General features: G+C 59.2%; 11 protein-coding genes. 7 read left to right on the top strand and 4 right to left on the bottom strand.

The genetic code is table 11. The annotated features are described in order from the left end of the window. Positions 1-21: 21 nt before the first annotated feature. The gene (locus RTE01_RS03560; protein ID WP_041144908.1) at positions 22-246 is read right to left on the bottom strand and encodes a hypothetical protein; all 225 of its coding nucleotides are present in this window, start codon (positions 244-246) and stop codon (positions 22-24) included. A gap of 231 nt (positions 247-477) precedes the next feature. On the opposite strand from RTE01_RS03560, the gene RTE01_RS03555 reads away from it, so the two are divergent. Further along, positions 478-600, top strand: a complete 123-nt coding sequence (locus RTE01_RS03555) for a small membrane protein (RefSeq protein ID WP_095096195.1) — start codon at positions 478-480, stop codon at positions 598-600. Between the two features lie 73 nt (positions 601-673). Here RTE01_RS03555 and RTE01_RS03550 read toward each other — a convergent pair whose 3' ends face one another. Beyond that, positions 674-2,065 carry an APC family permease gene (locus RTE01_RS03550; RefSeq protein ID WP_041144907.1) on the bottom strand — a complete coding sequence of 464 codons (1,392 nt, stop codon included), beginning with the start codon at positions 2,063-2,065 and terminating at the stop codon, positions 674-676. 353 nt (positions 2,066-2,418) lie between these two features. After that, positions 2,419-3,840, bottom strand: a complete 1,422-nt coding sequence (locus RTE01_RS03540; RefSeq protein WP_134528440.1) for a glutamine synthetase family protein — start codon at positions 3,838-3,840, stop codon at positions 2,419-2,421. Positions 3,841-4,065: 225 nt separating this feature from the next. Here RTE01_RS03540 and puuD point away from each other — a divergent pair, with 225 nt between their 5' ends. From puuD to puuE, 5 genes are all read left to right on the top strand, one after another. Continuing rightward, positions 4,066-4,818 carry a gamma-glutamyl-gamma-aminobutyrate hydrolase gene (gene puuD / locus RTE01_RS03535; protein WP_195709582.1) on the top strand — a complete coding sequence of 251 codons (753 nt, stop codon included), beginning with the start codon at positions 4,066-4,068 and terminating at the stop codon, positions 4,816-4,818. Positions 4,819-4,843: 25 nt separating this feature from the next. Next, entirely contained in the window at positions 4,844-5,401 is a 558-nt protein-coding gene (puuR, locus tag RTE01_RS03530; RefSeq protein ID WP_041144904.1) for an HTH-type transcriptional regulator PuuR, read from the top strand. A gap of 304 nt (positions 5,402-5,705) precedes the next feature. After that, positions 5,706-7,193 carry an aldehyde dehydrogenase PuuC gene (gene puuC, locus RTE01_RS03525; protein WP_134525528.1) on the top strand — a complete coding sequence of 496 codons (1,488 nt, stop codon included), beginning with the start codon at positions 5,706-5,708 and terminating at the stop codon, positions 7,191-7,193. A gap of 2 nt (positions 7,194-7,195) precedes the next feature. Further along, on the top strand, positions 7,196-8,476 hold the full coding sequence (locus RTE01_RS03520; protein WP_134525526.1) for an NAD(P)/FAD-dependent oxidoreductase: 1,281 nt from the start codon (positions 7,196-7,198) through the stop codon (positions 8,474-8,476). Between the two features lie 47 nt (positions 8,477-8,523). Beyond that, positions 8,524-9,789 carry a 4-aminobutyrate transaminase gene (gene puuE / locus RTE01_RS03515; RefSeq protein ID WP_134525524.1) on the top strand — a complete coding sequence of 422 codons (1,266 nt, stop codon included), beginning with the start codon at positions 8,524-8,526 and terminating at the stop codon, positions 9,787-9,789. A 29-nt stretch (positions 9,790-9,818) separates the two neighbouring features. Here the strand turns inward: puuE and RTE01_RS03510 are convergent, their stop codons facing one another. After that, the gene (locus tag RTE01_RS03510) at positions 9,819-10,796 is read right to left on the bottom strand and encodes a LysR substrate-binding domain-containing protein (protein WP_166793719.1); all 978 of its coding nucleotides are present in this window, start codon (positions 10,794-10,796) and stop codon (positions 9,819-9,821) included. A gap of 82 nt (positions 10,797-10,878) precedes the next feature. Between RTE01_RS03510 and RTE01_RS03505 the strand changes: the two genes are divergently transcribed. Further along, positions 10,879-11,964 carry a tartrate dehydrogenase gene (locus tag RTE01_RS03505; protein WP_134525522.1) on the top strand — a complete coding sequence of 362 codons (1,086 nt, stop codon included), beginning with the start codon at positions 10,879-10,881 and terminating at the stop codon, positions 11,962-11,964. Positions 11,965-12,231 lie beyond the last annotated feature (267 nt).

The following is a 12,231-nucleotide window of genomic DNA, read 5'->3' as shown; positions in this document are numbered from 1 at the left end:
TCTCCCCGGCGGCGGTCGCGGTTACTCCGGCAGCGGCACCGCCGCCAGGGTGCAGATAGCCTCATGCTCTCCGCCGCGGCGATCGACCATCACCACTTTGTCTCCGGCCTTCTTGCCTTCGCAGGGCTTGAGCACCTGATCGACGATCCGTTCCCGGGTTTGCTGACGTTCGGTCTCTGCCTGTGCAGCAAACGAGACCAGGATAAGTGCCACCCCTGACAGGCTGACGACATGTTTATTACGCATTCAATATTATTCTCAGACAATTCGTACTCGCGTGCAGAGTAGCAGCCTCGAGGCCGCGCGTCTGTAAAATCGCTTAACGGAGTGTTACCCCGCCCGACAAAACAACAGGTTTACTCTGCGGCAGTTGTTAGGTTTTACCGATGGAAGAGTCATATTTCAGACATATCCCGATGCTATCTTAGCCGCGTATTTATAGAGTGCATCGTTTTCAACCAGGACCCAGGATTGTGTATGTCCGGTATTATTCTCCTTCTCGCCGCGGTCATTTTGCTGGGGGTTGCGCTTTACAGTCTGGTGTCATACGTCAAAGAGCGTCGCGCCAGCCAGCTGCCTTTCCACAAGAAGAAAAAATAACCCCCGTTCCGCGATAGCGACAAAAGAAAAGCAGGCTATGCCTGCTTTTCTTTATTCAGCGTCCACCTTTGCGCTACGACTCCCAGGCCTGCTCCGCTTTGGCGCCGTCAAACTGCGGCGGCGGCTTGCGAAAGCGCCGGGTCAGCCAGGTCAGGTACAGCAGACCGACTGCGGCCCACACCAGGCCCAGCGTCAGCGATGTCGCCTCCAGGTTCACCCACAGCACGCCTACCGTCACCGCGCCAATCAGCGGCAGCAGCAGATAGTGGAAGCGATCCTTCCAGGTTTTGTTATAGCCCTTGCGCCGCCAGAAGTGGTTGAACACCGACAGGTTGACAAAGGTAAAGGCCACCAGCGCGCCGAAGTTGATCAGCGCCGTGGCGGTGACCAGGTCAAAGAACAGCGCCGACAGGGCGACAATGCCGACCATAATCACGTTCAGCGCCGGCGTCCGCCATTTCGGGTGGATATAGCCGAAAACGCGCTCCGGGAAGACGTTGTCGCGCCCCATCACGTACAGCAGACGCGAGACGCTGGCGTGCGAAGCCAGCCCCGACGCCAGGGTATTGACGAAGGTGGTGCAGAGGAAAATTGACTGGAACAGCTTGCCGCCAACGTAAAGCGCAATCTCCGGCAGCGCCGCGTCGGGGTCCTTAAAGCGGCTGATATCGGGGAAAAAGAGCTGCATAAAGAACGAGGCGGCAATAAAGATAACGCCACCGTACATGGCGGTGAGGAAAATGGCCTTCGGGATCACCCGCGCGGCGTCCGGCGTCTCCTCCGACAGCGTGGTTACCGCATCGAAGCCGAGAAACGAGAAGCAGACGATCGTTGCCCCGGTGATGATGGGGATCAGATGCGCGTTCTGGCTGATAAACGGCTGCAGCGACCAGACGGTCCCCACCCCTTCACCTTTATGCAGCCCCTGCACCACCAGCACGATAAAGACCACCATGATCGAAATCTGCACCAGCACAAACAGGGTATTGAAGTTGGCGACCAGGCTTACGCTCTTCAGGTTCGCAGCGGTGAGGATCGCCACAAACGACACCACCCACACCCACGGCGGAACCTCGGGGAACAGGGCGGAGAGATAGATTTTAGCCAGCAGAACGTTGATCATCGGCAGGAACAGATAGTCCAGCAGCGACGACCAGCCGACCATAAAGCCGACGTGGGGGCTGATTGATTTTTGCGCGTAGGTGTACGCCGACCCCGCTTCCGGGAACTGACGCACCAGCTTGCCGTAGCTGATGGCGGTAAACAGCACCCCCGCCAGCGCCAGCAGGTAGGAGGCGGGGACGTGGCCGTTGCTGATACCGGAGACAATACCGAAGGTATCAAACACCGTCATCGGCGTCAGGTAGGCGAGGCCCATCATCACCACCTGCCAGAGCTTGAGCGACTTGCGCAGCCGGGGTTTTGCCGCCTCGGCCGGGAGGTTAAGAGAAGTATTAGCAGCCATAGATGCTCTCCCCCAGGCAGGCACGGGTTTGTGGGTACAGCGACCGGGTTACAAACCTGCTTAGCAAGGGGGTTAATCGTAAATAGCTGGGCAAAACGTACCGGCGAACGGCGGCGGGTTCACATTCATAGCGGCCCTCATGGCCCCCTTCTCCCTGCGGATATTTGAACATCTGCATCATCTCCTACCTCGTCACACACTGTGTCGTTAACTGAAGCCCCGCTGTCGCCTGCGCTCCTTAACGCGACATTCGGGAAACGGCTGGATCCCCAGCAAAATTTTCGGCCAGGCTCCGCTCAGGCCGTATGATGCTACCGATAGTTCTCACCCGTTGGCCCCTTGCGGGGCGGCGATCAGGCGTTTTTCAACATCCAGTCAATCTCTGTTTCGGTGATCAGGCGCTCAAACTGCAGCAGCTCATCATGCTTACAGGCATGGTAAACGTGGCAGAAGCGCTCGCCGAGCAGCGCTCGCAGAGAGTCGTTTTGCATAAACTCCCACAGCGCGTCGCTTTGGCGAATCGGGAACGGCAGCCCTTCCTGCTCGAGCCCGTTGCCCTCCACCTCTTCCTGAAGCGGCAGCGTATTGTTGTCCAGGCCGTGTAAAATCCCGGCGAAGATGGCCGCCATCACCAGATACGGGTTGGCATCCGCTCCCGCCACTCGATACTCGACGCGGTGGTTATGGCGATCGCCGCAGGGAATGCGCAGCGCCACGGTGCGGTTGTTGTGTCCCCACGATGCCTGAGTCGGGACGTACATTCCCGGCTGGAAGCGACGGTACGAGTTCACGTTCGGCGCCAGCAGCGCCATCGACGCCGGCATCAGGTCAATCATTCCGGCCAGCGCGCGCTTGAGCAGCGCGGAGTCTTCACCCTGGGCATCCGCCAGCACGTTTTCACCCTTATTGTTCTGCATGCTGATATGGATGTGCATCCCGCTACCGGCGTGCTCTTCATAAGGCTTGGCCATAAAAGTGGCGTGCATCTTATGCTTCTCCGCCATTAAACGCACGAGGCGTTTTAACGCCAGCGCATCATCGCAGGCGTCGAGCACGTTATCGGTGTGGTAAAGGTTGATTTCAAACTGCCCCGGCGAGGCTTCCGCGACCGCGCCGTCGGCCGGGATCAGCTGCAGCTGGGCCAGCTCGTCGATATCATTCAGCACGTCGGCGAAGTGGTTGAGGTTATCCACGGAGTAAACCTGGCTTTGGGTGTTGCGCACGTCGGTGCCCGGCGCGCAGGGCGGCTGGAGATAGCCTTCGGCATCGCGTTTGCGATCGAGTAAATAGAACTCCAGCTCTACCGCTACCACGGGGAACAGCCCGCGCTGGCGCAGCTGCTGCCAGAGGCGGTTAAGTACGTTCCGCGGCTCAACGTCAAAGGGAGCGCCATCTTCATCAATCATGGTCAGCAGCACCTGGCCGACGTACTGCGGATCGGCGGCGGAAGGCGTTAAGGTGCCCTGCACCGGGACGCAGGTGCAGTCCGGCTCGCCCATATCCTGGCCAAGGCCCGCCTCTTCAACCACGTTGCCCAAAATATCCATCGCAAAAACCGACGCCGGGAAGTAGCAGCCCTTCTCCAGCTTGCTGAGGCTGGAGACCGGGATGCGCTTGCCGCGGAAGCAGCCGTTCAGGTCGGTTAACAGCACGTCGACGTACTGGGTATCAGGGTAGCGTTCAAGGTAGCGCTTTACTTCAGAAGTAAATGCGCTGCCCCGTCTCTCTTCTGACTGCTGAACAAAATTCTCAACTTCTACGATATTGGTTTCCATCATTCACCGCCGTTGTGTTGGTTTCGGACTTCGGCCTGCTTGCCGTTAAATATAATGTCCACCCTTCGAATGTGTATGCAAACAAAATGTTTGTCAAATGTTAAATTAAGTTTGCAAACGGCTATTTGCGCTGCTAGATTGAGAAAATATTGAACGATATGGCCTTTTAACACCCTAAATGGTCATAATTTAGTCCACTTTGTGAGGGCGATCATGGAAAATATAATGTACAAGCCAGTTATTGGCGTCGTGATGTGCAGGAACAGACTTAAGGGTCACCAGACCCAGACCCTGCAGGAGAAGTACCTGAATGCGATTATTAACGCCGGTGGGCTGCCGATTGCCCTGCCGCACGCCCTGGCCGAACCGGAAATGCTTGCCGCTCTGTTACCCAAGCTTGACGGAATCTACCTGCCAGGCAGCCCCAGCAACGTCCAGCCGCACCTTTATGGTGAAAACGGCGATGAGCCTGACGCCGATCCCGGGCGTGATCTTCTGAGCATGGCATTAATTGCCGCCGCACTCGAAAGGCGCATCCCCATTTTCGCCATCTGCCGTGGGTTGCAGGAACTGGTTGTCGCCACCGGCGGGACTCTGTATCGTCGTCTTTTCGAGCAGCCGGAACTGCTTGAACATCGCGAAGACCCCGAGCTTCCGGTAGAGGAGCAGTACGCTCCCTCTCACGAGGTTCAGGTGCAGGAAGGAGGATTACTTTCTCAGTTAATACCGGGCTGCAACACGTTTTGGGTAAACTCGCTACACGGGCAGGGAGCAAAAACATTAGGCCCACGTCTGCGCGTGGAGGCCCGCTCTTCGGACGGGCTGGCGGAAGCGGTCAGCGTTAACGACCACCCTTTCGCGCTGGGCGTACAGTGGCATCCTGAATGGAACAGTAGCGAATACGCCCTGTCGCGTATGTTGTTTGAAGGTTTTATCACCGCCTGTCAGAACCACGTTGCTGAAAAGCAGCGGCTCTGACCACTACAGTTAAGGAAATGCAAATATGAGCGATGACGGACTGGCGCCAGGGAAACGTCTGTCAGCGATCCGGCAACAGCTGGGTCTCTCACAACGTCGTGCCGCCGAACTGTCTGGGTTAACACATAGTGCCATCAGTACCATAGAGCAGGATAAAGTCAGTCCTGCCATCAGCACGCTGCAAAAGCTGCTGAAAGTCTATGGGCTGTCGCTCTCGGAATTCTTTTCTGAACCAGAAAAACCTGATGAACCGCAGGTGGTTATTAATCAGGATGACCTTATCGAAATGGGCAGTCAGGGCGTTTCGATGAAGCTGGTTCACAACGGAAATCCGAACCGTACGCTGGCGATGATTTTTGAAACTTACCAGCCTGGAACCACTACCGGGGAGAGGATCAAACATCAGGGTGAGGAGATAGGCACCGTACTGGAAGGTGAAGTTGTGCTGATTGTTAACGGTCAGTCGTATCACCTGGTTGCCGGGCAAAGCTATGCCATTAATACCGGCATACCGCACAGCTTCAGCAACACTTCGGCCGGTATTTGCCGAATTATCAGTGCCCATACCCCCACCACGTTCTAATTTTAGCCTGAGCAGGTTTCAGGTTTTCTTCAGGCCCGCGCCGGCGGATGAAATATTTCCGCCGGCGCGAAGAGTACGCAAATAATCCATTTGCGCAGCGCGGTAATATCACTCTCCGCCGGCCTCAATAAAATGCGCCAATAAATAGCGCTGAACGGTATCTGACTCCGGGGAACATCTGTATCCCAACGCATCGGCTTGCGCTCTGGCCGAAGCCGCCCCGCGCTGTCTGGAAATACCGAATATTATTATCCGATTACTTTATGAATACTCTTACCCGCTTATATTATGATGGAGTCTATATATGGATTTTCAGCATCTAAACTACTGGCAGGAAAAAGCAAATAGCCTGCAACCGGAAACCCGTTTATTTATTAATGGTGAATATTGCGCCGCCGCCGATAATAGCACCTTTGAAACCATCGACCCCGCCGCTCAGCAAACGCTGGCCCACGTGGCGCGCGGTAAAAAAGCCGACGTCGAGCTTGCCGTTCAGGCCGCGCGCAGCGTCTTCGATCGCGGCGACTGGTCCCAGGCCTCGCCGGCCCGACGTAAAGCGGTGCTGCATAAATTTGCCGACCTGATGGAATCCCATCGCGAAGAGCTGGCCCTGCTGGAAACCCTCGACACCGGCAAACCGATTCGCCACAGCCTGCGCGATGATATTCCCGGCGCGGCCCGCGCGATCCGCTGGTACGCCGAGGCTATCGATAAAGTCTATGGCGAAGTTGCCCCGACCGGCGTGAACGAGCTGGCGATGATCGTCCGCGAGCCGATTGGCGTCGTCGCCGCGGTGGTGCCGTGGAACTTCCCCCTGCTGCTGGCCTGCTGGAAGCTGGGCCCGGCGCTGGCGGCCGGCAATAGCGTGATCCTTAAGCCGTCAGAAAAATCGCCGCTCAGCGCGCTGCGCCTTGCCGGGCTGGCAAAAGAGGCCGGGCTGCCGGACGGCGTGCTCAACGTCATCAGCGGCTTCGGCCACGACGCGGGCCAGGCCCTCTCCCTGCACCCGGACGTTGAAGTCATCACCTTTACCGGCTCGACCCGCACCGGCAAGCAGCTGCTAAAAGATGCCGGCGACAGCAATATGAAGCGCGTGTGGCTGGAGGCCGGCGGCAAAAGCGCCAACATCGTCTTCGCCGACTGCCCGGATCTGCAAAAAGCGGTGAACGCCACCGCCGGCGGCATCTTCTATAACCAGGGCCAGGTGTGCATTGCCGGCACCCGCCTGCTGGTGGAAGAGAGTATCGCCGACGAGTTTCTCGCGCGTCTGCAGGAGCAGGCCAGCCTCTGGCAGCCAGGCAATCCGCTCGATCCGAACACCACCATGGGGATGCTTATCGATAACACCCACGCCGATAGCGTTCACAGCTTTATTCGCGCCGGAGAGAGCAAAAGCACTCTGCTGCTCGACGGGCGCAAAAACCCGTGGCCGGCGGCGATTGGGCCAACCATTTTTGTCGACGTCGATCCCACCTCGACCATCAGCCGGGAAGAGATCTTCGGCCCGGTGCTGGTGGTGACCCGCTTCAAAACGGAAGAACAGGCGCTGCAGCTGGCCAACGACAGCCGCTACGGCCTCGGCGCCGCGGTGTGGACCCGCGATCTCTCCCGCGCCCACCGTCTGAGCCGCCGCCTGAAGGCCGGCTCGGTCTTCGTCAACAACTATAACGATGGTGATATGACCGTACCTTTCGGCGGCTACAAGCAGAGCGGAAACGGACGCGATAAGTCCCTGCATGCGCTGGAAAAATTCACCGAACTGAAAACCATCTGGATTGCTCTGGAGTCCTAATCATGACCGAACATACCACCAGCTATTACGCCGCCAGCGCCAACGCCTATGAGCCGTTCCCGACGCTGGATGAATCCATCAGCTGCGACGTCTGCGTCGTCGGCGGCGGCTATACCGGCCTCTCCTCGGCCCTGCATCTTGCGGAGATGGGCTATGACGTGGTGCTGCTGGAAGGCGCGCGCATCGGCTTTGGCGCCAGCGGCCGCAACGGCGGCCAGCTGGTTAACTCCTACAGCCGCGATATCGACGTGATTGAACGCACCTACGGCCCGGATGCGGCAAAGATGCTGGGCAGCATGATGTTTGAGGGCGGGGATATTATTCGCGAGCGCATCAAGCGCTATCAGATTGCCTGCGACTACCGCCCTGGCGGCCTGTTTGTGGCGATGAACCCTAAGCAGATGGAGACGCTGGAAGAGCAAAAAGAGAACTGGGAGCGCTATGGCAATAGCCAGCTGGAGCTGCTGGACGCCAACGCTATCCGTCGCGAAGTTAACAGCGATCGCTACACCGGCGCGCTGCTCGACCACAGCGGTGGCCATATTCATCCCCTGAATCTGGCTATTGGCGAAGCGGATGCCATCCGCCTCAACGGCGGCCGGGTGTACGAGCAGTCGCCGGTCACGCAGATTCAGCACACCAGCCCGGCGGTGGTCAGCACCGCCCGCGGCCAGGTCACCGCGCGCTACGTTATCGTCGCCGGTAACGCCTATCTCGGCGATAAGGTCGAGCCGGAGCTGGCGAAGCGCAGCATGCCCTGCGGCACCCAGGTGGTCACCACCGAGCCGCTCTCTGATGAAGTCGCGCGTTCGCTGATCCCGCAGAACTACTGCGTGGAGGACTGCAACTACCTGCTGGATTACTACCGCTTAACCGGCGATAACCGCCTGCTCTACGGCGGCGGCGTGGTCTACGGCGCCCGGGATCCGGACGACGTCGAGCGCCTGATTATGCCCAAGCTGCTGAAAACCTTCCCCCAGCTGAAGGGCGTGAAGATCGACTATCGCTGGACCGGCAACTTCCTGCTGACCCTGTCGCGGATGCCGCAGTTCGGCCGTCTCGATAAGAATATTTACTACATGCAGGGCTACAGCGGCCACGGCGTGACCTGTACGCACCTCGCCGGCAGGCTGATTTCCGAGCTGCTGCGCGGCGACGCCGAGCGCTTCGACGCCTTTGCCAAACTGCCGCACTACCCGTTCCCGGGCGGGCGCAGCCTGCGCATTCCGTTCACCGCGATGGGCGCCGCCTACTACAGCCTGCGCGATCGCCTCGGGGTGTAAGCCTCCGCGCCGGTCAACGTCATTAATTTTGCTAAAAGGTGTTAAACATGAGCAACAGCGAATTTCATCAGCGTCGTCTTGCAGCGACCCCGCGCGGCGTGGGCGTGATGTGCAACTTCTTTGCCCAATCGGCGCAAAACGCCACCCTGACCGACGTCGAAGGTCGGGATTACATCGACTTTGCCGCCGGGATCGCCGTGCTGAATACCGGGCATCGCCATCCGGAACTGGTCGCCGCCGTGCAGCAGCAGCTGCAGCAGTTTACCCATACCGCCTACCAGATTGTGCCCTACGAGAGCTACGTGGCGCTGGCCGAGAAGCTTAACGAGCTGGCGCCGGTGCGGGGCCCGGCCAAAACCGCCTTCTTTTCTACCGGCGCCGAAGCGGTAGAAAACGCGATTAAAATTGCCCGCGCCCATACCGGACGCCCCGGCGTTATCGCCTTTGGCGGCGGCTTCCACGGCCGCACCTACATGACGATGGCGCTGACCGGTAAAGTGGCGCCCTATAAACTGGGCTTCGGGCCGTTCCCCGGCTCCATCTACCACGTCCCCTATCCGTCGGCCCTGCACGGCATCACCACCCAGGACGCGCTATCCGCCATCGAACGCCTGTTCAAGGCCGATATTGAAGCCAAACAGGTGGCGGCGATTATTTTTGAACCGGTACAGGGCGAAGGCGGCTTTAACGTCGCGCCGAAAGAGCTGGTCGCCGCCGTTCGCCGCCTGTGCGACGAGCACGGCATCGTGATGATTGCCGATGAGGTGCAGAGCGGCTTTGCCCGCACCGGTAAGCTGTTCGCCATGGATCACTATGCCGATAAGCCGGACCTGATGACCATGGCGAAGAGCCTGGCAGGCGGCATGCCGCTCTCCGGAGTGGTCGGCAACGCGCAGATTATGGACGCCCCGGCGCCAGGCGGATTAGGCGGTACCTATGCCGGTAACCCGCTGGCGGTGGCCGCCGCCCACGCGGTGCTTAATATCATTGATAAAGAGGGGCTGTGCGCCCGCGCGAACGCCCTCGGCGAGCGCCTGACGGCAAGCCTGGAAGAGGCAAAGGCCTGGTGTCCGGGACTGGCGGAGGTACGCGGCGTGGGTTCGATGATTGCCGCCGAGTTCGTTGACCCGGCAAGCGGCGAGCCTTCGGCGGCGCTGGCGCAGGCGATCCAGCGTCGGGCGCTGGAGCAGGGCCTGCTGCTGCTGACCTGCGGCCAGTACGGCAACGTGATTCGCTTCCTCTATCCGCTCACCATCCCGGACGCGCAGTTCGCCAGCGCGCTGGCTATTTTGCACAACGTGACTCGCCCGTAACGCCCTCGGCCGGCGGCCAGCGCCGCCGGCTATTTCACCTCGCCGCTGACCACGCTCTGCTGCAGATAATGCTGGGGATAGTGCTGGGGATAGTGCTGCTGAAAATAGTGGCGCAAAAACTCCACGCTAGCGCGAATTTTAGCTGAGGTCGCCAGCCGCGACACGTATACCGCCCAGACGTTGGCGGGCTGGTAATAGTCCGGCAGCACGTGAACCAGATGGCCGCTGGCGATATTTTCACTGACGTCCCACCGGGAGCGTAAAGCGATCCCCTGACCGTCGAGACACCACTGATGCACAATTTCGCCGTGGTTCGACGACAGCGGTCCGCCGACCTTAATCGCCCTCTCTCCCTCTTTGCCCTGCAGCTGCCATACGCCGAAGGGCCGATCGCGTTCTTTAATCACCAGGCACGGCAGGGTCGCCAGATCGCTAAGCTGCTTAGGCTGCGGATAGCGCGCGAGGAAGTCCGGCGAGGCGCAGAGAATACGCTGATTGGTCGCCAGCTTGCGGGCAATCAGGTTCGGGGCAATATCGTCCCCGACGCGAATATCTAAATCCACCCCTTCGCTGACCAGATCCACCAGCCGGTCCTCAACATCGAAGCGCAGCTCCAGCTGGGGATACTCCCGGGCCAGCGCCGACAGCGCGGGCGCCACCACCCTCCGACCGAAACCGAAGCTGCTGATAATCCGTAGCGTCCCCTGCGGGACCTGACGGACATCGGAGAGTTCGTCCATCATCTGATCCACATCCTGCAAAATGCGCTGCGCCCATTCGTAGATGCGCTCGCCCTCTTCGGTAATGGCGACGCGCCGGGTGGTGCGATGCAAAAGCACCACGTTCAGGGCCTGCTCAAGCAGGGCGATCCGCTTGCTGACGTAGGCCGGTGAGACACCCAGCTCTTCGGCGGCGGCGGCAAAACCGGCGCGGCGGGCGACCAGCATAAACACGCGGAGATCGTTAAGCAGCGGCAGATTATTCATAAAGTGTGTTTTATGTTTCACCAGTTGGCATGATTAATTATGAACCAGTCAATTATAGGATAGAGGGGAAGTCAATTTCGCAGGCCAACAAATGAGAACCCGTATGAAGAAAACCTGGCGGATTGCCGCCATTCCCGGCGACGGTATTGGTAAAGAAGTTCTGCCCGAAGGTATTCGCGTCTTACAGGCCGCGGCCGAGCGCTGGGACCTGGCGCTCAGCTTTGAGCAGATTGACTGGGCGAGCTGCGACTACTATGCCCGCCACGGCAAAATGATGCCGGACGACTGGCATGCTCAACTCAAAGAATTCGACGCCATCTATTTCGGCGCCGTCGGCTGGCCCGACGCCGTGCCGGACCACGTCTCCCTGTGGGGATCGCTGCTGAAGTTTCGCCGCGAGTTCGATCAGTACGTCAACCTGCGCCCGGTGCGCCTGTTCGCCGGCGTCCCCTGCCCGCTGGCGGGGAAAAAGGCCGGTGATATCGACTTCTACGTGGTGCGTGAGAATACCGAAGGCGAGTATTCGTCCCTCGGCGGACGCGTGAACCCGGGCACCGAGCACGAGGTGGTGATTCAGGAGTCGGTGTTCACCCGCCGCGGCGTCGATCGCATTCTGCGCTACGCCTTTGAGCTGGCGCAGAGTCGGCCGCGCAGAACCCTGACCTCGGCGACCAAGTCCAACGGTCTGGCCATCAGCATGCCTTACTGGGACGAGCGGGTTGAGGCGATGGCTGAGCACTACCCGGAGATCCGTTGGGACAAGCAGCATATCGATATCCTCTGCGCCCGCTTCGTGCTGCAGCCCGAACGCTTTGACGTGGTGGTGGCCTCGAACCTGTTCGGCGATATTCTCTCCGATCTCGGCCCGGCCTGTACCGGCACCATCGGTATCGCGCCTTCGGCAAACCTCAACCCCGAGCGCACCTTCCCGTCGCTGTTTGAACCGGTCCACGGCTCGGCGCCGGATATTTACGGCAAAAATATCGCCAACCCGATAGCGACCATCTGGGCCGGGGCGATGATGCTTGATTTCCTCGGCGCCGGCGACGCGCGCTACGAAGCGGCGCACAGCGGCATTCTGACAGCCATCGAGCAGGTAATTGCCAGCGGGCCGAAAACGCCGGATATGCAGGGCACGGCCTCAACTCAGCAGGTCAGCGAGGCGATTTGTCAGGCCATTCTGCGCTGAGGGGGAGTCTGCTGTCGAACGGGCAGCGCCCTGCTCATAATGGTTTGCCGATTGTTCGCCAGCGCCATTCAGATTCAACGATGCCACCATCAACCAGCAGCTGAAGCAGAATAATATTGTTGTTTCCCTATTGAGCCACCGGCCAGGATTATCAGGCTCAAGATCCAGACTGATGGATTCACGGCAGTCAATAATCATAATATCCAATAATTTATTGAACGCTCCCGGCTTTGCAACTATATGGACCAGTACTGATTACAGTCAGAT

The sequence above is a fragment of the Klebsiella terrigena genome, from assembly GCF_006539725.1.
In the GTDB taxonomy this organism is placed as follows: Bacteria; Pseudomonadota; Gammaproteobacteria; order Enterobacterales; family Enterobacteriaceae; genus Klebsiella; species Klebsiella terrigena.
This window is presented reverse-complemented; position numbering and strand designations above follow the sequence as displayed.

Bases quoted from the DNA above. Each gene is read 5' to 3' on its own strand.
- RTE01_RS03560 (WP_041144908.1), bottom strand. From the start codon at position 246: ATGCGTAATAAACATGTCGTCAGCCTGTCAGGGGTGGCACTTATCCTG.
- RTE01_RS03555 (WP_095096195.1), top strand. From the start codon at position 478: ATGTCCGGTATTATTCTCCTTCTCGCCGCGGTCATTTTGCTGGGGGTT.
- RTE01_RS03550 (WP_041144907.1), bottom strand. From the start codon at position 2,065: ATGGCTGCTAATACTTCTCTTAACCTCCCGGCCGAGGCGGCAAAACCC.
- RTE01_RS03540 (WP_134528440.1), bottom strand. From the start codon at position 3,840: ATGGAAACCAATATCGTAGAAGTTGAGAATTTTGTTCAGCAGTCAGAA.
- puuD (WP_195709582.1), top strand. From the start codon at position 4,066: ATGTACAAGCCAGTTATTGGCGTCGTGATGTGCAGGAACAGACTTAAG.
- puuR (WP_041144904.1), top strand. From the start codon at position 4,844: ATGAGCGATGACGGACTGGCGCCAGGGAAACGTCTGTCAGCGATCCGG.
- puuC (WP_134525528.1), top strand. From the start codon at position 5,706: ATGGATTTTCAGCATCTAAACTACTGGCAGGAAAAAGCAAATAGCCTG.
- RTE01_RS03520 (WP_134525526.1), top strand. From the start codon at position 7,196: ATGACCGAACATACCACCAGCTATTACGCCGCCAGCGCCAACGCCTAT.
- puuE (WP_134525524.1), top strand. From the start codon at position 8,524: ATGAGCAACAGCGAATTTCATCAGCGTCGTCTTGCAGCGACCCCGCGC.
- RTE01_RS03505 (WP_134525522.1), top strand. From the start codon at position 10,879: ATGAAGAAAACCTGGCGGATTGCCGCCATTCCCGGCGACGGTATTGGT.